Below are 20,903 nucleotides of genomic sequence, written 5' to 3' on the forward strand. Positions count from 1 at the left end.
GAGCAGCAGCGATACTGATACGACGCCGCCGAAGTCTCTGCTACATCGAATATGTAGAAATTTACAATTGGATCGGATCACACGCATGAAACAAGATGTTTTCGGACAGATGAACACCCTGAGCCAGCCCGCAAGCGTCGAGGCGTGGAATGGTGTTCTGCTTGGTTTCATGGCGCATTCGGCCAGCACCCCGCTACATCTGGGCAAAGTGCTTGAACTTGAGCCCGACTTTGCCTTGGGTCACGCGATCAAAGGTCTGTTCATGGTTTTGCTGGGTCGGCGTGAGATGACGGCGGTCGCGGTTGAGGCTCTGGCAGCTGCGAATGCGGCGGTGGAACGACAGCCAGTCTCCACGCGCGAGCGGTTGTATATCGAGGCGCTGGGTCTGTATCTGGCCGACCTGCCCTCTCAGGCCGTAAAGAAGTTCGAAGAGATTCTGCGCGCCGATGCTCAGGATACGCTGGCGATGAAGCTCAGCCACGCAACGCGGTTTGTTCTGGGCGATTCGGCCGGAATGCGCCGTTCGATTGAACGGGTATTGCCTGCCTATGAACCTGACCATGCCGGACGTGGATATCTGCTGGGCTGTCATTCCTTCGCGCTGGAAGAAACGGGCGCCTATGAGAAGGCCGAGATCGCGGGACGTCAGGCGCTGTGGATGGTATCCGACGACGCCTGGGGCCTGCACGCGGTGGCCCACGTGCATGAGATGACCGGCAACGCGCAGCTGGGTCTGGATTGGCTTGCCGGGCGCGAGGACGCCTGGACCCACTGCAACAACTTCCGCTATCACGTCTGGTGGCACAAGGCGCTGATGCATCTGGATCTGGGTCAGGTTGATCAGGTGATGGAGTTGTATGACAACTATATCCGTCAGGACAAAACCGACGATTACCGCGATATTTCCAACGCAACATCGTTGCTGTCGCGGATGGAACTAGAGGGTATCGATGTCGGCAACCGCTGGGAAGAGCTGGCCGACCTGAGCGCTGCCCGGACCGAAGATGGCTGCCTGATCTTTGCCGATTTGCACTATCTTCTGGCGCTGACCGGCGACAAACGTACCGACGCGACCAACAAGATGTTGCAACGCATCCAGAAGGACGCGCAGCGCAATCAGGGGGATACTCCGATCCGCATGTCCGATCCGGGCATTGCAGCCGCTAAGGGGCTCGAAGCCTTCGGCGATGGTCTCTACGGTGCGGCATTCGACTTTTTATCGAGTGCCCGAAATGGTATGCAACTGGCAGGTGGAAGTCACGCCCAACGTGATGTATTCGAGCGCATCACAATTGATTCTGGCCTGCGCGCGGGCCGTCTGGATGCTGTCGAGCACATTCTGGACGATCGCCGCGCCAAACGCGCCGGAGGCGAGGATAATTATGCACTGGCGCGCCGCGCATTGATTGACGCGGCGCGCGACAACGGAGACGCACAAAGCGTCCCGGCTGAATAACAAAACAAAAAAACCAAGAAGGACAGAATACGTATGGCGACAGCTTCGCCCGCTTCTGATTTTGCGCCTGTGGTGGCCTCGACGGCTGCCCCTGCGCGCACGCGCGACCCGCGGCTGGATTTCTATCGCGGCATAGCGATGTTCATCATCCTGATCGCGCATATCCCCAATGACCCATGGGCCAACTGGATTCCAGCCCGGTTTGGGTTCTCGGACGCGACTGAAATTTTCGTGTTCTGTTCGGGCATGGCTTCGGCCATTGCTTTCGGCGGGGCGTTCCTGCGCAAAGGCTGGTGGATGGGCACCGCCCGCGTCGCCTTCCGCATCTGGCAGGTTTACTGGGCGCATATCGCGCTGTTCTTCTTTGTCGCCATGACCATGGCAGCGCTGGATCAGAGCGGGCTGTTCGAGAAGAATTATATCTCGTCGCTGAACCTGCAGCATTTCTTCAACGACCCGGCGCCGCAGATCGTCGGGATGTTCACCCTGACCTATGTGCCGAACTATTTCGACATCCTGCCGATGTATCTGGTGGTTCTGGCGATGATGCCGCTGGTCATGGGCCTGTCTCGGATCGGGTTCTGGGCGGTTGCCTTGGCCTCGGTCACGCTGTGGCTGGTTGCCCAGACCGACGTTTTAGACCTGCCGGCCGAGCCGTGGTCGGACCGTCAGTGGTTCTTCAACCCCTTCGGTTGGCAGTTGTTGTTCTTCACCGGCTTTGCCTTCATGCGCGGCTGGATTCCCGCACCGCCGGTGTCCAAGACCCTGATCTGGGCGGCGGCGCTCTTTCTGATCTTCTCGATGCCATTTGGCTCGTGGAAAGTGTTTAGCTGGATCAATGCTGCAGTCCCCGATCTGGCTGACGAAATCCGTAAGGTCTGGCCGGTCACCAAGGAGTTACGCGACAAGACAGACTTTGGCCTGTTCCGGTACCTGCACTTCCTGTCGCTGGCCTATCTGGGCTGGGTCATCGCAGGCGAGCACGGCCACCGCCTGATCGCCACCGGGCACGGAGCCGCTGCCAAAGTCTGGCAATTTCTGCTGACCGTGATCACCAAGGTCGGGCAACAATCGCTGGCAGTGTTCGTATTTTCCATGGCAGCAGCACGACTTATCGGCGTCGGACTGGACCTGAGTGGGCGGGATGTTGCCAGTGTGTTCGTCGCTAACACAATAGGCTTTGCTTTGATCATCGGTGTGGCTTACATCGCCGCTTGGTTCAAGTCTCAACCTTGGAAAACAAAGACATGAATTTTACGCGTCGCGCATTTCTGGCCTCGACTTCGGCGCTTGCGTTTGCGCCGGCCACCTTTGCCACAGGAGGTGAGACTCCGTTCGATCGCAACGACGTAATCGCCATGGCCCGGGAACTGGCCAGCCAGCCTTACGCCGAACGCGAGATGGTGCCGCAGGAATGGCAGAACCTGACATACCAGCAATACCGCTCGATCCGGTTCCGTCTGGACCGTGCGCTTTGGTTTGAGACCGAAACGCCCTTCAACGTCGATTTCTTCACCCCCGGCCTGTATTTCCCGCGCACGGTGAAGGTGATGACGGTCGAAAACGGGATGGCCGCGCCTGTCGCCTTTGATCTGAGCATGTTCGACAAGTCCGAGGACGTGCCGGAACTGCCGATCGACGAGACGCTGGGTTTTTCCGGCCTGCGCCTGCGCACTGAAATGCACCGCCCCGGCAAGACCGACGAGTTCTGCGTCTGGCAGGGTGCCAGCTATTTCCGCGCGATTGGACTGCACGAGGTCTATGGCCTGTCGGCCCGCGGTCTGGCGTTGAAAACCGGTGACCCGGATGGCGAGGAATTCCCCGAATTCATCCGCTTCTGGCTGGAGCGCCCCAAGCCCGGTCAGCGCGGCATGGTCGTCCATGCGCTGATGGACAGCCCCAGCGTGACCGGTGCCTATCGGTTCAACGTCACCGCTGGTGCGGATAGCGTGATGGATATCGAGGCCACTCTGTTCCCACGCGAAGAGCTGACCCATGTCGGCATCGCACCCGGAACGTCGATGTTCCTGTTCGATCAGACCAACCACAGCCGGTTCGACGATTTCCGCCCTGCTGTCCATGACAGCGACGGCCTGCTGATCCGCAACGGAGCCGGTGAGGTGCTGTGGCGCCCGCTGGCCAACCCCACGCGCCTGCAGTTTTCGTCCTTTGTCGACATGAACCCGCGCGGGTTTGGCTTGTTGCAGCGCAAGCGTGAGTTTTCGGACTATGCAGATCTTGAGGCGAATTACCACAAACGACCCGGCCTTTGGGTCGAACCCAATGGCGATTGGGGCAAAGGTGCTGTCACGTTGGTCGAAATTCCGGCCGATCAGGAAATATATGACAACATCGTAGCCTATTGGCGCCCGATGGAACCCTATGCAGCAGGCACTCAGGTCGATCTTTCCTATCGACTGGTCTGGGGCGAAGAACCGCAGCGCACGCCGATGCCGCGCGTAATCAATACTGCGATGGGTGAAAACACCTTTGGCGAAGGGCGTCTGGCCGTCATCGACTTTGAGGAAAGCGAGCTGTTCGACGATCCCGAGGCGATGACGATCTTTGTCGACTCGCCCCATGCCGCAACCTCCGAGGGCGTGCTGCAACGCAACCCCGATACCGGTGGCCTGCGGCTGGCGTTTTCGTTTCAGCCGGGCGACCGCAACCACGTGGAACTGCGCGCGCAGTTGCTGAAAGACAAACAGCCGGCCTCTGAGGTCTGGCTTTATCGCTGGACCGCATGACCCAGGATTTGCACATCATGCCCCCGGAGGCGCCTTTGGCCATGCCCGCGCAGGATTTCAGCGCGGACTTCCGGGATGCGCAGGTACCCGGGGGCCAGCGGCCCTCGGCCGGGTTCTGGCGCGCGTTGGCGTTTTCTCCGGCGATGGCGGCCACGCTGGGCCTGCTGTGGGTCATGAGCGATTGGTTCGGGGCTGAAGGGATCAATCTGATCGAAGGCGTCTTGCTGGTGCTGATCTCGTTCAACTTTTTTTGGATTTCCTTTACGGTCTGCACAGTGCTGCTGGGCATGGTGTCCCTGTCGCGACAGGAACCGCCGAAACGCGAGACCCGACCGCAGCCGCTGCGTGTGGCGCTTCTGACGCCCGTCTACAACGAAGTGCCGTGGAACGTGCTTGGCAACGCCCGCACGATGCTGGAGGATCTGCGCGCGCGGGGGGGGCAGCACCATTACGCGATGTTCATCCTGTCCGACACCCGCGATCCCGAGATCGCGGCGCAGGAGCAGGACAGTGTCGAAGCGCTGCGCACCACCCTCGCCCCCGGTCTGGAGCTCTACTACCGGCGTCGTGAAGAAAACACCGACCGCAAGGTCGGCAACATCGCCGATTGGGTCAGCCGCTGGGGTGCCGATTGGGATGCGATGTTAGTGCTGGATGCCGACAGCCTGATGACCGGGCGCGCCATCCTGCGGCTGACGGACTCGCTGGCGCGTGACCCGGGTGCGGGCCTGATCCAGAGCTATCCGCAGCTGATCGGCGCACAGTCGGTCTTTGCCCGGATGCAACAGTTCGCCAATGGCGTCTACGGTATCGCCTTTGCCGAAGGTCTGGCCCGCTGGTGCGGGCAGGAAGGCAACTATTGGGGCCACAATGCCATCATCCGCACGCGGGCTTTTGCCACAAGCGCTGGCCTACCCAAACTGCGGGCTTATAATGGTCAGGAAAAGCTGATCATGAGCCACGACTTCGTCGAAGCCGGTTTGTTGCGCCGCGCCGGTTGGGGGGTGCGGTTCCTGCCGCGCATCCGGGGCTCGTATGAGGAAACTCCGCCCACTCTGATCGACCACGCCCTGCGGGATCGTCGCTGGTGCCAGGGCAACCTGCAGCACCTGAAACTGTTGGGCTCGACCGGGTTCCGAGCCGTGTCCCGCTTCCACATGTTCCACGGCGCGGTCGGCTATCTGATGTCGCCGCTGTGGTTTGCCCTGCTGGTTATGTGGGCGCTTATTGGTCAGGGTGAAGATGCCTCGGTCCTGCACTATTTCAGCCCCGACAACCCGATGTTCCCGCAGTGGCCCGAGATGTCGGAAACACGCCACGTGCTGATCATTCTGGTAATGTACGCGATGCTGTTGGCCCCAAAAGTGCTGGGTGTTCTGGCCCTGCCCCTGAGCGGTGTGCGCTATGCAGAGTTCGGCGGCGGGTCCAAGTTTCTGGCGTCATTTCTGGCCGAAGTGATCCTGTCTATACTCTATGCCCCGATCCTGATGGTACAGCAGATGATCGCTGTGTTCCGCACGGTACTGGGCATTCAAAAAGGCTGGTCACCGCAGGCGCGGGACGGCGGCACCTACAGCTTGCGCACACTGATCCTGTGCCACACGCTGGAATCTATCAGCGGCATCGCGCTGAGCGTTGGCATCCTGTCCGGCCTTGTCTCGGTCTGGTTGGCACCAATCGCGATCAGCCTTGCGCTGGCAATCCCTCTGTCCGCGCTCAGTGGTGTCTCGGCCGGGGCTGCGCGGCGTATGGTCGGGATGAGAGAGGATTTCCGGGAACCTGCGATTACTCGCTCGGCCCGGCGTCACCGGGACGAACTGAAGCGTCTGATCGAAGGCAAAGGCGTCATGACCCCTGCCGAGTAAAGTGCTTTGCGTTTCATGTGAACACCAGCAAGGAAATGCGCGTTCGTCCAACAGGAGAGTCAGGGCGTTTCGTTTCCAACTGAACGCAAAGCGCCTGGATCAACCACCCGGCAGACCTTCGTACCAATCGACCATCATGTCCGCCCAGCCCTTGGGCACCCCGTGGCCGCCGGGGAACAGCGCAAATTCCAGCGCGCTGCCCTCGGCGCATCCAGTCCAATAGCGGCGCATGAATTGGCCGGTGGTGGAAAACCCGCTGGGTTTGGTGTCGGCGCATTCGTTGGCAGCGCGCCAGATTTCCAGACCGGCAAAGATGTCGCCCTGGTGGAACCGGCCGCCCCCCAACAGTCGCCCCTCCAGCGGTACCACATTATCGGTCCAACCGTGAGTGTGAAACAAGCGCACCGGGCCGTCGCAGGCTACGGGTTGTGGGCGCCAGAAACCGCCCGAGACGGGCACATAGGCCGAAAACGTTTCCGGCGCGGCGCAGGCAAGGTAATAGACCATGAAGGCACCCGCCGAGAAACCACCCAACACCACCCGGTCAGCATCCACCCCGAACCGGTCCGAGGCATCCTGAACAGCCTCGGTCAAAAAAGCCGTTTCTTCGCGCCCTTCCCATCCGGGAAAGAAGTTCCAGCTTTGGCGGCCATTCCGCTGGGACCCTTCCGGGGCCATCACCGCATACCCCCGCGCCAGCAGAGGCTCGACCATGCTGCGATTCTTCAGCGTTCCCGTGGCGGTACCGCCATAGCCGTGCAGAAACACCACCAGCGGCGGGTTTTCCGCCTCGGGCAGTTCGATGTGATAGCCGCCTGTCGCGGTTTCGCACATGCCTTCCTGATCGGCACAAGCAGCAAAGCCCGTCTGGCCCGCCAGCGCCAGCCCGGTTGCCAACGTCATTTCCCGGATCATCCTGTCTCTCCTGTATTACGCTGCACAGGCAACCCGGCGCGCACCCATCCCGGCCCTGCGGCCGACCCCAACATGCCCTCGGGCACATCTATGACATTTGTGAACCCGACCTCAATCAACCGGTTGCTCAGACGGGCCGACCGCACCCCGCGGGCGCAAATCAGCGCAACCCGAGTATTGCGGTCTCCACCGACAAGCTGCGCCAGCGCCTGCTCAAAATCATCCCGGCGCATATCCAGCGGGTACGCGCCTTCAGCAACGCCCGTGGCCTTCCACTCGCGCGGGGTTCGGATATCCACCAACAGAACTTCGCCCGACAACGCCTGCTCATGTGCGTCTGCAACACTCAGTTTATCACCCGCGTAATCCGGGGGGATCAGGCGGTATTGCCGGATGGCGAAACCGGCGGCAAAGGCCGCACCCCCGCCAAGCAACACCCATCTTCGGGTCCGGTTCACCATTTCAGCCATACAGCACCCTCCTGCGCGGACAGGCCGGTTCTATCACAGTCGTCGGGTTGGCGCTGTGGTGAAATCCGGGCGGCAGATCAAGTTCGCGTCATTATTTCGCACCTGAAACGCTATCGGCGCGACGCTTCTAGAATGCAGCTAAAAACCTGCAATAGCTGGACAGTCAGAAAATTATCCTTACAAAATCAGGATTACTTTTGACCGCTCAGACCGGAGTATCGCACTTGTCCCTATTCCTCATCGCGGCCCTTCCCTTCCTCGGAGCTGTTTTTCCAGCCCTTCTGATCCGGGCAGGACGAAACGCAGCAGCATCAGCCGCCGGGCTGACGACATTTCTGGCGCTTATGGGGCTGTTGATTCACATCCCGTCGGTCATGCGCGGAGATGTCATTACGGCGCGGTTCGAGTGGATACCAGCGCTGGGACTGAACGCGAATTTCATGCTAGACGGTCTGGGGTTCCTGTTTGCCCTGCTGATCCTGGGGATCGGATTGCTGATCATCCTCTATGCCCGGTTCTACCTGTCGCGCGAGGACCCGATGGGGCAGTTCTATACCTATCTGCTGCTGTTTCAGGGCGCGATGGTCGGGATTGTCCTTTCTGACAACATCCTTCTTCTGCTTATATTCTGGGAGCTTACGTCGCTTAGCTCATTCCTGCTAATCGGCTATTGGAAGCACCTGCCCGAAGGTCGTCAGGGCGCACGGATGGCGCTGGCCGTTACCGGTTCCGGCGGGCTGGCGATGATTGCCGGGATGCTGATCCTTGGCAATATCGTGGGGTCTTATGACCTGAGCGTGATCCTGCAAAACAAGGAACTGATCCAGGCGTCGCCCTATTACACGCCGGCGCTGATCCTGATCCTGCTGGGCTGTTTCACCAAATCGGCGCAGTTCCCGTTTCACTTCTGGCTGCCGCACGCGATGGCCGCACCAACGCCGGTTTCGGCCTATCTGCACTCGGCCACGATGGTAAAGGCCGGGCTGTTCCTGATGGCGCGGATGTGGCCGGTTTTGGCGGGGACCGATGCCTGGTTCTATATCGTTGCGACAACAGGTCTTGTGACCATGTTGATCGGCGCCTGCATCGCGCTGTTCAAAGACGACCTCAAGGCGCTGTTGGCGTTTTCGACTGTGTCGCATCTGGGGCTGGTGACGATGCTGCTGGGCTTTGGCACCAAGATTGCCGCCGTGGCCGCTATCTTCCACATCATCAATCACGCGACTTTTAAATGTGCTCTGTTCATGACCGCCGGGATTGTGGATCACGAAACCGGAACCCGTGATATCAAGCGATTGGGCGGGCTGCGGCAACTGATGCCGATTACCTTTACCATCGGCACGATTGCCGCCCTGTCGATGGCGGGCCTGCCGCCGCTGAACGGGTTCCTGTCCAAGGAAATGATGCTGGAAGAGACAGTCCACACCACGTGGTTGAACTCGCATTATCTGGTTCCGGGGCTGGCGTTGCTGGCGGCGCTATTCTCCGCGGCCTATTCCTTCCGCTTTGTCAGCCATGTCTTCCTCGGCCCACAACGCACCGATTACCCGCACCACCCGCATGACCCACCTGTCGGGCTTTGGCTGGCTCCGGCTTTCCTTGTGGTGCTGGTTGTATTGATCGGGCTGTACTCGGCGGCTATCGTCGGGCCTCTGGTCGCGGTTGTGTCCAGCGCTGTGATCGGTGGTGAGAAACTGCCCTATTACTCGCTGAAACTGTGGCACGGGTTCACGCCTGCGCTGTATATGTCTGTCGTGGCCACGCTGGGCGGTCTGTTCCTGCTGGGGCTACGCCGCCGGGGAGAGGCACTTTGGAATGCCCTGCCCCGCCCCGAGGCCAAGACGATCTTTGAAGCCGTGATCGGCGCCTTGACCACGCTCAGCCGGTGGGTCACCGACACGTTGCACAATGGTGTGATCAGCCGCTATGCCATCATCCTGATCGCCTTCACCGTCGGGCTTGGCTATTACGCCTATACAACCGGGACAATTGGTCCGGAAACGCGCGAACCGCTGCCTATACAGATCATCCCGTTCATCGGCTGGATTTGTTTGGTTGGTGCAACGCTGGCGATCATGTGGTTCCACCGCAATCGCTTGCTGTCGCTGGTGCTGATCGGTGTGGTCGGCCTGATCGTTTCGATGGCATTTAACTATCTGTCGGCCCCGGATCTGGCGCTGACGCAGATCTCGGTCGAGGTGGTGACGATGATCCTGTTGCTGCTGTCGCTGAATTTCCTGCCCACGGATACGCCGTGGGACAGCAGCGCCGCACGGCGCTGGCGAGATGCAGCTATCTCGGTCGTGGCAGGTCTTGGCACCGGCGGCTTGATCTACGCGCTGATGCTGCGGGACTTTGCCTTCCCGACGATCTCGGAATTCCATCTGGCGAATTCGTATAAAGGCGGTGGCGGCACCAACGTGGTCAACGTGATCCTGGTGGACTTCCGGGGCTTTGATACCTTTGGCGAGATCATCGTTCTGGGCATAGCCGCACTGATCATCTTTGCCCTGACCGAGGCGGTTCTGGGCTCGAACGTCCGCGCCTATCTGCTGAACCGAAAACCGCACTGGCCGCAATCGGGGGATTCCCATCCGCTGATGATGGTGGTGGCGACCCGCGTGATGATGCCCATCGCGCTGATGGTTGGTGCCTATATCTTTTTCCGGGGACATAACCAGCCAGGCGGCGGGTTCATCGCGGGCCTGATCGTAGCTATTGCGTACCTGATGCAATACATGGCCAGCGGTTATACATGGGCCATCGAGCGGCAGCGCTTTTATTACCATGGCACAATCGGTTGGGGTGTGCTGATCGCTGCCGCGACCGGTTTGGGTGCGTGGTTCAATGATCGCCCCTTCCTGACCAGCGATTTCGGTTACATCCATTGGCCGCCGCTGGAAGAGTTTGAATGGGCCACCGCTATCCTGTTTGACACTGGCGTGTTCCTTGCGGTTCTGGGCGCGGTGATGCTGGCGCTGGACAGCCTGTCGCGGTTCGCGTGGCAGCCGGGCATGGCGCAGGAATTTCCGATGGATATCAACCCGCTGCGGGACGACCTGAAAGAAGACGAAAAGAAGGAGCAGGCCTGATGGAAGCGCTCGTAGCCTCTGCCGTAGGCATCATGACCGCCGCCGGGATTTTCCTGATCCTGCGCCGCCGGACATTTCCCGTGATCCTGGGCCTGTCGCTCATCACCTACGCGGTGAACGTGTTCCTGTTCGCAACCGGACGGCTGGCACTGGATGCACCGGCCGTTCTGAACAAATACGAAGACGTTCCTTACACCGATCCCTTGCCGCAGGCGCTGGTGCTGACGGCCATCGTGATCTCGTTCGGGATGACAGCGGTGATCGTGATGATCGCGCTGTCCGCCTATCTGTCCTCGAAAGATGACCATATCGACATGACCGCGCGGGACAGCGTGGACGGCGCAGGAGAAGACGCATGAACCATTGGATCGTAGCGCCGATCGTCCTGCCCGCGATCCTGGCTCCATTCATCATCATGGTCCTGCGATACCACCTGGACCTGCAGCGCATCTTTTCAGTTGCTGGTGTGGTGGCGCTGCTTGGCATTGCCCTTACCATCACCGCGCAGGCCTCTGGCGGCGATATTCAGGTCTATGAACTTGGTGACTGGCCTGCGCCGTTCGGTATCGTGATGGTGCTGGATCGACTGTCTGCCATGATGGTTTTGCTGACCGCTCTGCTGGCCCTGCCTATTGTGCTCTATGCAATTGCGTCGGGTTGGGATGACAGAGGTAAGCACTTCCACGCGCTGTTTCATTTCCAACTCATGGGTGTCTGCGGTGCGTTCCTGACCGGTGACGCGTTCAACCTGTTCGTGTTCTTCGAGGTCCTGCTGATCGCGTCCTACGGTCTGATGACACACGGTGGTGGTGCGGTGCGCCTGAAAGCAGGTGTGCAATATGTAGCCTATAACCTGCTGGGCTCGACCCTGTTCCTGTTTGCGCTTGGGACGCTTTATGGCGTGACCGGAACGCTGAACATGGCGGACATGGCGCTGCGCGTGGCAGAGCTTCCGGCTGATGACACAGCGCTGCTGCGTGTTGGGGCCGTTCTGTTGCTGCTGGTGTTCTGTATCAAGGCCGCCGTTCTGCCGCTGCATTTCTGGCTGCCCGCCAGCTATGCCAATGCGCCCCTGCCGGTGGCCGCCCTTTTTGCGATCATGACCAAGGTCGGGGCTTACTCGATCCTGCGGATGTACACGTTGGGCTTCGGCCCCGAGGTTGAGGCGACACAAGGACTGGTCGGCGCATGGCTGCAACCCGCAGCCTTGGTGACGCTGGCCGTTGGCACCGTCGGCATTCTCGGCACACAGCACATCGCGAGGATGGTCGCCTTTTGCGCCATCGCGTCGATGGGGACGCTGTTAATTGCCATTTCGCTGTTCACGGAAACCGCCACCGCTGCGGCGCTCTACTACATCTATCATTCAACCCTTGCGACGGCATTGCTGTTCCTTGTGGCCGATCTGGTTATGGAGCGTCAGGGCGGCTCCATCGAACCCAAGACACCCATGCCGCAGAGCGGTCTGATCTCGGCCCTGTTCTTTGTCGGTGCTATCGCGCTGGCGGGGATGCCGCCGCTGTCGGGCTTCATTGGCAAACTGCTGGTTCTGGACGCATCCCGCGACGCGCCGGATGCAAACGCGATCTGGGCGGTCGTTCTGATCGGGTCGTTTGTCACCATTGTCGGGCTCGCGCGCGCGGGTTCGCTGATTTTCTGGAAAAGCCACGACGCCCAACACAACCCTGCGCCCGAAGAAGATGAAGAGCCCCCCGTCCAACCCGCGCCCGAGCCAAACGCTGGGCTGGCCTTCTCGTCCGTCTTTGGGCTGGTGCTGGGCCTTGTCATGCTGACCCTGTTCGCAGGTCCAGCTCTGAATTATGCTGGCAAAACAGCCGAGCAGCTGTTCACACCCGAACACTACATCTCGGCCGTTCTGGGAGGAGAAGAATGATGAGACTTCTGCACCGGATTTTCCCGCACCCCCACCTGACCTTCCTGCTGACGATTGTGTGGGTTCTGCTGGCCAACAAACCCTCGCTAAACTCGCTCGTATTCGGCCTGATCCTTGGGATTATCATCCCGTTCGTCACCCAGCCCTATTGGCCCGACCGCCCCAAGCTGCGCAACTGGCCGATGGTGGTGGAATATATGCTGGTGGTGCTGTGGGATATCGTGATTGCCAATATCACGGTGGCAAAGATCATCCTGTTCAAACGCGATGCCGACCGGCAACCCAACTGGATTTGCGTTCCGCTGGAACTGCGCACGCCCGAGGCAATCACGGTTTTGGCGGGAACCATCACGATGACCCCAGGCACGGTCAGCTCAGACCTGTCTGCACAAGGGCATAACCTGCTGGTTCACTGCCTGGATGCTCCCGACCCGGACGCGGTACGGGATCAGATTAAACAGCGATATGAACGTCGCCTGAAGGAGATTTTCGAATGATCGAGGTTGCGATCTGGTTTGCCTTCGCCTGTTTTGGAACGGCCATAATGCTATGCCTCTATCGGATCATCTCGGCCGAAGGCGTCGGCACCCGGGTTCTGGCGCTGGATACGATGGTGATCAACACCATCGCGTTGTTGATCCTTTACGGGCTGCACTTGGGCACCGAGATTTTCTTCGAGGCCGCGATGATCATCGCCATGCTTGGCTTTGTTTCAACCGTGGCCTATGCGCGCTTCATGCTGCGCGGCAATATCATCGAGTGAGGGCGACATGGAGTTCCTTTTCGAAATTCTGATCGCGTTCTTTCTGATCATTTCTGGCATCTTCGGCTTTGTCGGATCGTTCGGTATGATCAAACTGAAAGACCCGATGTCCCGCCTGCACGCGCCCACCAAGGCGACCACGCTGGGCGTGGGTGGTGTGTTGCTGGCGTCGATTTGCCACTCAGTCCTGATCGAGCAGCATCTGTCGCTGCACGAACTGCTGATCACACTTTTCCTGTTTCTGACTGCGCCGATCACGGCACTGTTCATTGCCAAATGGCACATTCACCGCCATGAAAAGCCCAACGATCTGCCGGACGCGGGCGAGGATGAACTATGGGCCACTCACGCGGTCGAGCAGGTCGAGGATGTCCCTGACCACACTGCGAATTAAATCTCATGCATCACCCTCCGCTGCCCCTGACCCGTGATCTGGTTCTGATTGGCGGCGGGCATACCCATGCGCTGGTGCTGCGCAAATGGGGGATGAACCCGCTGCCCGGCGCGCGGCTAACGGTAATCAACCCCGGTCCTACTGCGCCTTATTCCGGTATGCTGCCTGGCTATGTCGCCGGACACTATGACCGCCGGGAATTGGATATAGATCTGGTGCGCCTGGCCCGGTTTGCCGGTGCGCGCGTCATCCTTGCCCCGGTCGAAGGGATCGACGTTGGTCGGGGTCTGGTCCATGCACCCGGCCGCCCTCCGGTGGCGTTCGATGTGGCCTCGGTCAATGTGGGGATCACCTCGGACATGCCCGCCCTGCCCGGTTTTGCCGACCATGCGATCCCGGCCAAACCGCTGGGGCCTTTCGCGGCGCGTTGGGCCACGTACCTGCAGGGCACCGGCCCCGCCTCAGTGGCGGTGATCGGCGGCGGCGTGGCGGGGGTGGAACTGGTGATGGCCATGGCTCACTCCTTGCGCGCCAAGGGCAGCGCCGCGCGGGTGACCCTGATCGACAACGCCCAAGCCCTGACTGCTACAAAGCCAAAGGCGAGCGCGACCATTCGGAAGGCAATGGCTGATCTGAACGTTGATCTGATCGAAAACACGCCCATTTCCCGCATCGAGGCCGATCATGTTGTTCTGGAGGATGGCCGTGAAATTCCGGCCGCGTTCGTGACCGGCGCCGCCGGTGCCCGTCCCTATGACTGGATCGCCCAAACGGGCCTTGATCTGCAGGACGGTTACGTCCGCGTGAACGGGTTCCTGCAATCCAGCGACCCCGTGATCTTTGCCGCCGGGGATTGCGCCCATCTGTCGGAAAACCCGCGCCCCAAGGCAGGGGTGTATGCGGTGCGAGAGGCTCCGGTCCTGTTCAACAATCTGCGCGCCGCTTTGGGTGCAGGACGGATGCGGCGGTACACACCGCAGAAAGACTATCTGAAGCTGATCTCTCTGGGCGGAAAATCCGCACTGGCCGAACGGTTGGGCACCTCTTTCAGCGGGCCTTTGATGTGGCGCTGGAAGAACCATATCGACCAGACTTTCATGAACAGGTTCCGCGACCTGCCCGAAATGGCGCGCCCTCCAATGCCGCGGTTTCACGCGGCCGGACTGCATGAGGCACTAGGTGAAAAACCCATGTGCGGCGGTTGTGGCGCAAAAGTCGGGCGCGGCGCGCTGCAGGCTGCACTGCGCGACCTGCCCGCGCCTGAGCGCGCAGATATCACCTCCCTGCCCGGAGACGACGCCGCATTGCTGACGACCGGTGAGGTGCAGCAGGTGATGACCTCGGACCATTTACGCGGTTTCACCTATGACCCGGCGCTGATGACCCGCATCGCCGCCGTTCACGCGCTTGGGGATATCTGGGCCATGGGTGCCAGCCCGCAAGCGGCAACGGCAACGATCATCCTGCCCCGCATGTCCCCCGAATTGCAGCAACGGACCATGGCCGAGATCATGACCGCCGCAACCGAGGTCATGCGCAAAGCCGGGGCTGAAATCGTGGGTGGCCACAGCTCAATGGGCGATGAGATGACCATCGGCTTCACCCTTACCGGCTTGTGCGAGACCGACCCGATCACCCTGGCGGGTGCCCATCCGGGCGACGCACTGATACTAACAAAACCTTTGGGCAACGGCGTGTTGATGGCCGCCGAAATGGCAGGCAAGGCCCAGGGCGAATGGGTTGTCGATGCCTTCCGGCAGATGGTTCAACCGCAAGGAGAAGCCTCCCGCATTCTGGCAGGCGCTCATGCGATGACCGACGTGACGGGCTTTGGTTTGGCCGGGCATCTGCTGGGCATGTGCGAGGCTTCGGACTGCGGTGCAACTCTCGATCTGGAAGCAATTCCGCTGTTGGCCGGCGCGCTGGCGTTGAGCACCCAAGGCGTCCGGTCAACAATATTCGATGACAATCGGTCGATCGCTCCGGATTTGCCGTTTGGCGACAGGACCGACCTGTTGTTCGACCCGCAAACAGCCGGAGGGTTGCTGGCCGCCGTCGCGGCTGGCCAGGCGCCGGGGCTGTGCGAACAGCTGAGGCACGCGGGTTATCCGGCGGTCATCATCGGACACATGTCCGACACACCTGGCCTGCGCCTTCAAAGCTGATCCAGAATCCGTTCGATCCGCGCGGCCGCGTCGTTCAGACCCGCGCCGTCAAGCGCTGTCGCGTTTACCTTTGCAACAACCTCGACGCTGCTAACGCGGCTGGATTTGGCATAGGATGGGTCATAATGCTGTTCCATCAGCGCCCGTGTCAGCGCCTGTTTGTCGCCCGCGTCGATCAGGGAAAACCAACCATCCACAACCTCATGCCCCCGATGGAACCGCAGCGGAGAAAGCCGGTCGCGCAACCGCTCTGCATCCGACAGAATGTCGTCATAGGCGCGGGTAAGATAGGCGATGCGCGCCTCGATTGAGGCCTGGACCTGAATACGCGGCGCGTTGCGCAAAGCGGCCCATACGCTTGGTGGCAGGATCAACGAACCGATCTTGGAGGACTCGGCCTCAACCACAACCGGGCGCGCCGGATCGAGCCCGCACAGCGCAGCGGACAGAGCGGATTCGAACGCCTTCTGGCTGGGTTGCCCGCCTGGCATCTCGCCCAGCAATGAGCCGCGATGATTGGCCAGCCCTTCCAGGTCCAGAACCTGAACACCACGCGTTTCAAGACGGGCCAGAAGGTCGGTCTTGGCCGTGCCTGTGTAGCCGTCCAACGCGATCAGACGATGGGGTAAGGGGTCCTGGTACAGAAACCGGTTCACCAGACGACGATAAGTGCGATACCCGCCCTCGACCACCTCGGCCCGCCAGCCGATCTGTTGCAGCATCCAGGTGAAAGACCCCGACCGCTGCCCGCCCCGCCAGCAATAGACCAGAGGTTTCCAGCCACCTTCGTGGTGTGACAGGCTGTGTTCGATGTGGTTGGCCGCGTTACGGAACACCAGCGCCGCGCCCAGCTTGCGGGCCAGAAAGGGGCTTTCCTGTACATAGATCGTCCCGACTCGCGCGCGTTCTTCATCGTCCAGAACCGGCAAGTTAATGGCACCGGGCAGATGATCTTCGGCGAATTCCGCCGGGCTGCGCACATCAATAACCGTATCGAAATCATGCGCGTAAAGGCTGGGCAGATCGGTGAAGTTCAAAGCCATATCAAGGGTCTATCCTGCAAAGGCCGCATTGAAAAGGCGCGCTGTCATGCCGGGATCGGCTCGATCAGTTCGGACCCGCTGGCGCGGTTCGAATTCACAGCTGGATCGACACGGTAAAAGTCCAAAACACTCTCGGCGCCGGGTCGCAACAGACGCGCGGCCCCCTTCCCGGCCTCACCCAGCCAGAGCGGCCAGTCATCGGGCTCAAGGATCAACGGCATCCGGTGGTGGATGGCACTGAGATGGGTGTTTGCGGGTGTCGTCACGATGGCACAGGTACCTTGCCGAGCCTCATCCTGCCCCCAGTCTTGCCAGACTCCGGCAAAGGCGATCGGCGCGCCATCCTTGCGGTGAATATACCAAGGCAGGCGCGTGCCCTGATCGGTCTTTGTCCATTCGTAGAATCCGGTCGCTGCGATCAGGCATCGCCGTTCGCGACAAGCCGCACGAAATGCAGGTTTTTCAGCCAACGTTTCGGCCCGCGCATTGATCAGCAGGGGTCCGGCGGTTTCGGTCTTGTACCAATGCGGCAGAAACCCCCAGCGTAACGGGTCCAACCTGCGCCCGCTCTCTCCGGCGCGGACCACGTGCACCTGATTGGTCGGACAGACGTTGAAATTCGGCACCGCTGGCAGCGTGTTCGCCGGTCGCGCAGAAAACAGCTGCGCCATCGCATCATTGGGAAGGGTTATTGCAAACCGTCCGCACATGGGTAATGAACCATCATTAGTCGTTTCATACAGGCACAGGATGTCCCGGGGTCTCATGCAAAATCAAACAGCGAAAACCCTCAAAGGCAAGGCAGTGGCCGCTCTGGAGGCAGGCAAGCTGCAACAGGCGCTAAAAAAAGCTCAGCTCGGCGTCAAGAAATTCCCGAAGGATTCAGATTTCCACGCCATCTCGGGCTTTGTGCTGACCGAGATGGAACAGTACAAGAAATCCATCCCGCATTTTATTGAAGCGTCCCGAATGAAACCGGACGATCCGCAATTCGTGGAAAACTTGGCCAATGCTTTGATGCAGACCGGGCAGATCCCCAAAGCGCTGGATTATACAGAGCAAAAGCTGGAACAGTTCCCGAATAACAAAGAACTGAACCGCGTCCTGGATGAGATCCACCTTAAGGGCAGCAACTGGCGCATGATCATCGAACATGCGAGCAAGAAGCTGGCAAGCGAACCCGACGATGTGCATCTTCTGGCCAAGCGGGCCCGGGCCTACGCGAAGATCGGGTTTGTCGATGACAATTCGCGTGACATTTCCCGTGCCTATGAGCTGGATCCGAACAATTCCGTAATTGCATTCGACAAATCAGTGAACCTGCACCAGAGCGGTGACAAGAATGGTGCCCGAGACATCCTGCTGCGCATTCTGGAGACAAACCCAGAACATATTTCGGCGTTGCTGCAGCTTTCCACAATGGCCACCAAAGAGGAGGCTCCGGAATTGCTTGAGGCCGTCGAAACCGCCATCAGCAACAGAGACGGTGATCATTTGGAGCTTGAATTCGCCAAGGCGCATCTGATCTCAAAAATGGATGGCCTGGACGCGGCCATGCCACAGTTCCTGCGGGCCAACGCGATACAGCATGAGAGCAACCCCTACGACGCGGACGCCGAGGAGAAAAAACTGGAGCGGATCACCGGACTTTTCCCCGCCGGTATCGGGATACCTGACTCTGGGCTAAGCGATACACCTGTTCCGGTCTTTGTTATCGGACAACCCCGATCGGGCACCACGTTGATGGAAATGATGCTGAGTTCGGCCCCTGATATTGCCGGGTGCGGGGAACTGACGCTGGGCGGCGATCTGTCCCGTGAATTCGTAAAAAATGATCAGAGTTTCGATGCGGCAAACTTCGCCGAATTTGCCTGTCAGTTCCGCAAACTGATGCCACCGGTCCCTGACGGATCTGTCGCCTTTGTCGACAAGTTGCCGCACAACTACCAGAATGTTGGTTTCCTGTTGTCCGCCTTCCCCAACGCGAAGGTAATTAACATGCTGCGAGACCCCCGTGACGTCGGGCTGTCCAAATGGATCAGGCGGTTCCCGGCAGGTGGAATGCGCTATGCTTCGAATCTTTCGGCCATTGCACACTCGGCGAATTTGTACCGCCGCTATATGGCCCATTGGGATGCCGTGTTCGGAGACCGCATTCTGACCGTTCCTTACGAAAAGCTGGTCGCCGATCCGAAAAGCTATAGCCAACAGGTCGCTGCATTCTGCGGTATTGAATGGCATGAAACGATGATGCGCCCAGAGGAAAACAAAAAGCAGGTAAGAACCGCCAGTATCGATCAGGTCCGCAACAAGATCTCGACCAAATCGGTCGGTGGATGGCAGAGCGTGTCCAAACACCTGCAACCCATGCTGGACGGTTTCGACCCGGCGCTCTGGCCTGAATATGACCTCGGTTGAGCAAGCCGTAAAAACAAAGGCCGCATCGGGCGATGCGGCCTTTTTGATTACAGGGGCACAAGATTATTTCTGCTTGATGCGCCCGTCCAGATAAGGCTGATACGGCGCGTTCTCGGCGAGGTATTCCGCCGTTACATCGGCCAGATCAGGACCAAAATCGTAGGCGTTCTTGTCGTCACCTTCGAACATGGAATAACCGTCACCGCCGTTGCGGACATAGTTGTTGGTGACCACCAGATAAGTGGCAGCGGGATCAATCGGAACGAAACCATCCCCCTCGGCGACCATCACCTCGGCGATCCGCCCTTCGTTCGGCGCAACCGACGGGTCCCAGGTGAAGGTCAGGCCCGCGACCTGCGGGAAGCGGCCCTTGACCTCTTCGACCTGACTGACGCCGTTTTCCAGCGCGTCGATGACCGTCTGACCACTGATCTCAAAGGTTGAAAGCGTGTTCTGGAAGGGCAGCACGGTCAGCACCTCACCCATAGTCACCTCACCAGGATCGATCGAGGCCCGCAACCCGCCCGAGTTGGCAATCGCGATCTGCGCGCCCTGATCGGCAACCCTTGCCAGCATGGCGTCAGCAACCAGATTGCCCATCTCACATTCCTGCACACGGCAGACTGCTCGGTCGCCCTGGATAGCGTCAGCAGAATTGGCAACAACGCGCTTTTTCATCTCTTCAATCGGGGCGCCCATTTCGGCAACACGCGCAGCGATGTCTGCATCCGGTTCAACCGAAGCATCCAGCAAAATGGGTTCGCCTTCAGCCGAAATCAGGTTGCCGTCGTCGTCAAAAGTCAGCGTGACGTCGCCCAGATATTTGGAATAGGCATAGGCCTGAACAACCGGCACATCGCCGACCATCAACGGGTATGAACCCGCCGCGCCTTCCTGCGTGTTGGACAGCAATGTGTGGGAATGCCCACCGATCACCAGATCAAGGCCGGGCACCTTCTCGGCAATCTCGATATCCTTTGCCAGACCAACATGGTTCAGCGCGATGATGATATCGACGCCTTCGGCCTGCAGCGCCTCGACATCGGCGGTCAGGCTGTCGATTTCATCCTGAAAGACCACGTCCTTGCCGGGGCTGGACGTATCGACCGTGTCCGTTGCCAGAGCAGAGACGATGCCGATCTTCTGATCTCCAACCTCAAGCACAAGATGGTTTTCAACCTTTCCGTTCAACTCGGCCGAGGACGAAAGATCGAGGTTGCCCGAAATGACCGGAAAGCTGACGGCGTCGATGAACGCAGCCAGACCTTCGGGGCCATCGTCGAATTCGTGGTTGCCGACCGCCATGGCGTCATAGCCGATAGCCTCCATAAATTCGGCTTCGGCCGCGCCTTTGTAGGTTGTATAGAACAGCGATCCCTGAAACGGGTCACCGGCATCCAGCAACAGCACATTCTGATCCGCCAGTTCATCCCGCTTGGTGTCCACAATGGTTTTCAGCCGGGCAACACCGCCAAAGCATTTGCCTTCGGCTTCGTCCTCGGCGTCGCAGGTCGAGTCGTATTTGTTGATCGACTCGATACGGCTGTGAAGGTCATTTGTGTGCAGAATCGTCAGCTTATACTCCGCCGCGGCCATACCTGCGGTCAGGCCCAGAACGGCCACTGACGCCAGAAAACGGGTGAACATATTGATACTCCCTGTATTTGTTTGCCGCGATGGT

17 protein-coding genes are annotated in these 20,903 nt (G+C 59.7%); 12 read left to right on the plus strand and 5 right to left on the minus strand.

The window, feature by feature from the left end:
• Positions 1–85: 85 nt before the first annotated feature.
• The 4 genes from ACR0IM_RS20930 to mdoH are packed head-to-tail and all read left to right on the plus strand — an operon-like array spanning position 86 to position 6,068.
• Positions 86–1,456, plus strand: coding sequence for a tetratricopeptide repeat protein (locus tag ACR0IM_RS20930; RefSeq protein ID WP_480683119.1), 1,371 nt, complete (start codon positions 86–88; stop codon positions 1,454–1,456).
• A gap of 33 nt (positions 1,457–1,489) precedes the next feature.
• The gene (locus ACR0IM_RS20935) at positions 1,490–2,707 is read left to right on the plus strand and encodes an OpgC family protein (RefSeq protein ID WP_480683120.1); all 1,218 of its coding nucleotides are present in this window, start codon (positions 1,490–1,492) and stop codon (positions 2,705–2,707) included.
• On the plus strand, positions 2,704–4,203 hold the full coding sequence (locus ACR0IM_RS20940) for an OpgD/OpgG family glucan biosynthesis protein (protein ID WP_480683121.1): 1,500 nt from the start codon (positions 2,704–2,706) through the stop codon (positions 4,201–4,203). Before ACR0IM_RS20935 ends, ACR0IM_RS20940 begins: the two co-directional genes overlap by 4 nt.
• Positions 4,200–6,068 (plus strand): glucans biosynthesis glucosyltransferase MdoH, encoded by a 1,869-nt coding sequence (gene mdoH / locus ACR0IM_RS20945; protein WP_480683122.1) that lies wholly within the window; start codon positions 4,200–4,202, stop codon positions 6,066–6,068. The genes ACR0IM_RS20940 and mdoH overlap by 4 nt, the downstream gene beginning before the upstream one ends.
• Before the next feature lie 99 nt (positions 6,069–6,167).
• Here mdoH and ACR0IM_RS20950 read toward each other — a convergent pair whose 3' ends face one another.
• Complete coding sequence (locus ACR0IM_RS20950; RefSeq protein ID WP_480683123.1) at positions 6,168–6,983, minus strand: CE1 family esterase; 816 nt, start codon at positions 6,981–6,983, stop codon at positions 6,168–6,170.
• The gene (locus ACR0IM_RS20955; protein WP_480683124.1) at positions 6,980–7,453 is read right to left on the minus strand and encodes a rhodanese-like domain-containing protein; all 474 of its coding nucleotides are present in this window, start codon (positions 7,451–7,453) and stop codon (positions 6,980–6,982) included. Before ACR0IM_RS20955 ends, ACR0IM_RS20950 begins: the two co-directional genes overlap by 4 nt.
• Positions 7,454–7,677: 224 nt before the next feature.
• Here ACR0IM_RS20955 and ACR0IM_RS20960 point away from each other — a divergent pair, with 224 nt between their 5' ends.
• From ACR0IM_RS20960 to selD, 7 genes are read left to right on the plus strand one after another with little or no spacing between them, the layout of a single operon-like run.
• The gene (locus ACR0IM_RS20960; protein WP_480683125.1) at positions 7,678–10,545 is read left to right on the plus strand and encodes a monovalent cation/H+ antiporter subunit A; all 2,868 of its coding nucleotides are present in this window, start codon (positions 7,678–7,680) and stop codon (positions 10,543–10,545) included.
• Positions 10,545–10,904 carry a Na+/H+ antiporter subunit C gene (locus ACR0IM_RS20965; RefSeq protein ID WP_480595382.1) on the plus strand — a complete coding sequence of 120 codons (360 nt, stop codon included), beginning with the start codon at positions 10,545–10,547 and terminating at the stop codon, positions 10,902–10,904. The genes ACR0IM_RS20960 and ACR0IM_RS20965 overlap by 1 nt, the downstream gene beginning before the upstream one ends.
• Positions 10,901–12,439 (plus strand): monovalent cation/H+ antiporter subunit D, encoded by a 1,539-nt coding sequence (locus tag ACR0IM_RS20970; RefSeq protein WP_480683126.1) that lies wholly within the window; start codon positions 10,901–10,903, stop codon positions 12,437–12,439. Before ACR0IM_RS20965 ends, ACR0IM_RS20970 begins: the two co-directional genes overlap by 4 nt.
• Entirely contained in the window at positions 12,439–12,936 is a 498-nt protein-coding gene (locus tag ACR0IM_RS20975; protein WP_480640765.1) for a Na+/H+ antiporter subunit E, read from the plus strand. The genes ACR0IM_RS20970 and ACR0IM_RS20975 overlap by 1 nt, the downstream gene beginning before the upstream one ends.
• Positions 12,933–13,202 carry a K+/H+ antiporter subunit F gene (locus tag ACR0IM_RS20980; RefSeq protein WP_480595384.1) on the plus strand — a complete coding sequence of 90 codons (270 nt, stop codon included), beginning with the start codon at positions 12,933–12,935 and terminating at the stop codon, positions 13,200–13,202. The genes ACR0IM_RS20975 and ACR0IM_RS20980 overlap by 4 nt, the downstream gene beginning before the upstream one ends.
• Before the next feature lie 7 nt (positions 13,203–13,209).
• A complete protein-coding gene (locus tag ACR0IM_RS20985; RefSeq protein ID WP_480595385.1) occupies positions 13,210–13,596 on the plus strand; it encodes a Na+/H+ antiporter subunit G in 387 nt (128 codons plus the stop codon).
• Positions 13,597–13,601: 5 nt separating this feature from the next.
• Positions 13,602–15,761 (plus strand): selenide, water dikinase SelD, encoded by a 2,160-nt coding sequence (gene selD / locus ACR0IM_RS20990; protein WP_480683127.1) that lies wholly within the window; start codon positions 13,602–13,604, stop codon positions 15,759–15,761.
• On the opposite strand, the gene mnmH is transcribed toward selD, so the two are convergent.
• Together mnmH and ACR0IM_RS21000 are read right to left on the minus strand one after the other, a co-directional pair.
• Complete coding sequence (gene mnmH, locus ACR0IM_RS20995; RefSeq protein ID WP_480683128.1) at positions 15,752–16,804, minus strand: tRNA 2-selenouridine(34) synthase MnmH; 1,053 nt, start codon at positions 16,802–16,804, stop codon at positions 15,752–15,754. The two genes, selD and mnmH, sit on opposite strands and share 10 nt — an antisense overlap.
• Before the next feature lie 44 nt (positions 16,805–16,848).
• The gene (locus tag ACR0IM_RS21000) at positions 16,849–17,514 is read right to left on the minus strand and encodes an SOS response-associated peptidase (RefSeq protein ID WP_480683129.1); all 666 of its coding nucleotides are present in this window, start codon (positions 17,512–17,514) and stop codon (positions 16,849–16,851) included.
• Between the two features lie 55 nt (positions 17,515–17,569).
• Here ACR0IM_RS21000 and ACR0IM_RS21005 point away from each other — a divergent pair, with 55 nt between their 5' ends.
• A complete protein-coding gene (locus tag ACR0IM_RS21005; protein ID WP_480683130.1) occupies positions 17,570–19,222 on the plus strand; it encodes a tetratricopeptide repeat-containing sulfotransferase family protein in 1,653 nt (550 codons plus the stop codon).
• 63 nt (positions 19,223–19,285) lie between these two features.
• Here ACR0IM_RS21005 and ACR0IM_RS21010 read toward each other — a convergent pair whose 3' ends face one another.
• Positions 19,286–20,869, minus strand: a complete 1,584-nt coding sequence (locus tag ACR0IM_RS21010; protein WP_480683131.1) for a bifunctional metallophosphatase/5'-nucleotidase — start codon at positions 20,867–20,869, stop codon at positions 19,286–19,288.
• Positions 20,870–20,903 lie beyond the last annotated feature (34 nt).

The sequence above is a fragment of the Ruegeria sp. BF6 genome (genome assembly GCF_056538665.1).

Coding starts and splice junctions, on each gene's coding strand:
- ACR0IM_RS20965 (WP_480595382.1), top strand. CDS start 10,545: ATGGAAGCGCTCGTAGCCTCTGCCGTAGGCATCATGACCGCCGCCGGG.
- ACR0IM_RS21010 (WP_480683131.1), bottom strand. CDS start 20,869: ATGTTCACCCGTTTTCTGGCGTCAGTGGCCGTTCTGGGCCTGACCGCA.
- mdoH (WP_480683122.1), top strand. CDS start 4,200: ATGACCCAGGATTTGCACATCATGCCCCCGGAGGCGCCTTTGGCCATG.
- ACR0IM_RS21000 (WP_480683129.1), bottom strand. CDS start 17,514: ATGTGCGGACGGTTTGCAATAACCCTTCCCAATGATGCGATGGCGCAG.
- ACR0IM_RS20950 (WP_480683123.1), bottom strand. CDS start 6,983: ATGATCCGGGAAATGACGTTGGCAACCGGGCTGGCGCTGGCGGGCCAG.
- ACR0IM_RS20980 (WP_480595384.1), top strand. CDS start 12,933: ATGATCGAGGTTGCGATCTGGTTTGCCTTCGCCTGTTTTGGAACGGCC.
- ACR0IM_RS20955 (WP_480683124.1), bottom strand. CDS start 7,453: ATGGCTGAAATGGTGAACCGGACCCGAAGATGGGTGTTGCTTGGCGGG.
- ACR0IM_RS20930 (WP_480683119.1), top strand. CDS start 86: ATGAAACAAGATGTTTTCGGACAGATGAACACCCTGAGCCAGCCCGCA.
- ACR0IM_RS20970 (WP_480683126.1), top strand. CDS start 10,901: ATGAACCATTGGATCGTAGCGCCGATCGTCCTGCCCGCGATCCTGGCT.
- ACR0IM_RS20935 (WP_480683120.1), top strand. CDS start 1,490: ATGGCGACAGCTTCGCCCGCTTCTGATTTTGCGCCTGTGGTGGCCTCG.
- mnmH (WP_480683128.1), bottom strand. CDS start 16,804: ATGGCTTTGAACTTCACCGATCTGCCCAGCCTTTACGCGCATGATTTC.
- ACR0IM_RS20940 (WP_480683121.1), top strand. CDS start 2,704: ATGAATTTTACGCGTCGCGCATTTCTGGCCTCGACTTCGGCGCTTGCG.
- ACR0IM_RS21005 (WP_480683130.1), top strand. CDS start 17,570: ATGCAAAATCAAACAGCGAAAACCCTCAAAGGCAAGGCAGTGGCCGCT.
- ACR0IM_RS20975 (WP_480640765.1), top strand. CDS start 12,439: ATGAGACTTCTGCACCGGATTTTCCCGCACCCCCACCTGACCTTCCTG.
- ACR0IM_RS20985 (WP_480595385.1), top strand. CDS start 13,210: ATGGAGTTCCTTTTCGAAATTCTGATCGCGTTCTTTCTGATCATTTCT.
- selD (WP_480683127.1), top strand. CDS start 13,602: ATGCATCACCCTCCGCTGCCCCTGACCCGTGATCTGGTTCTGATTGGC.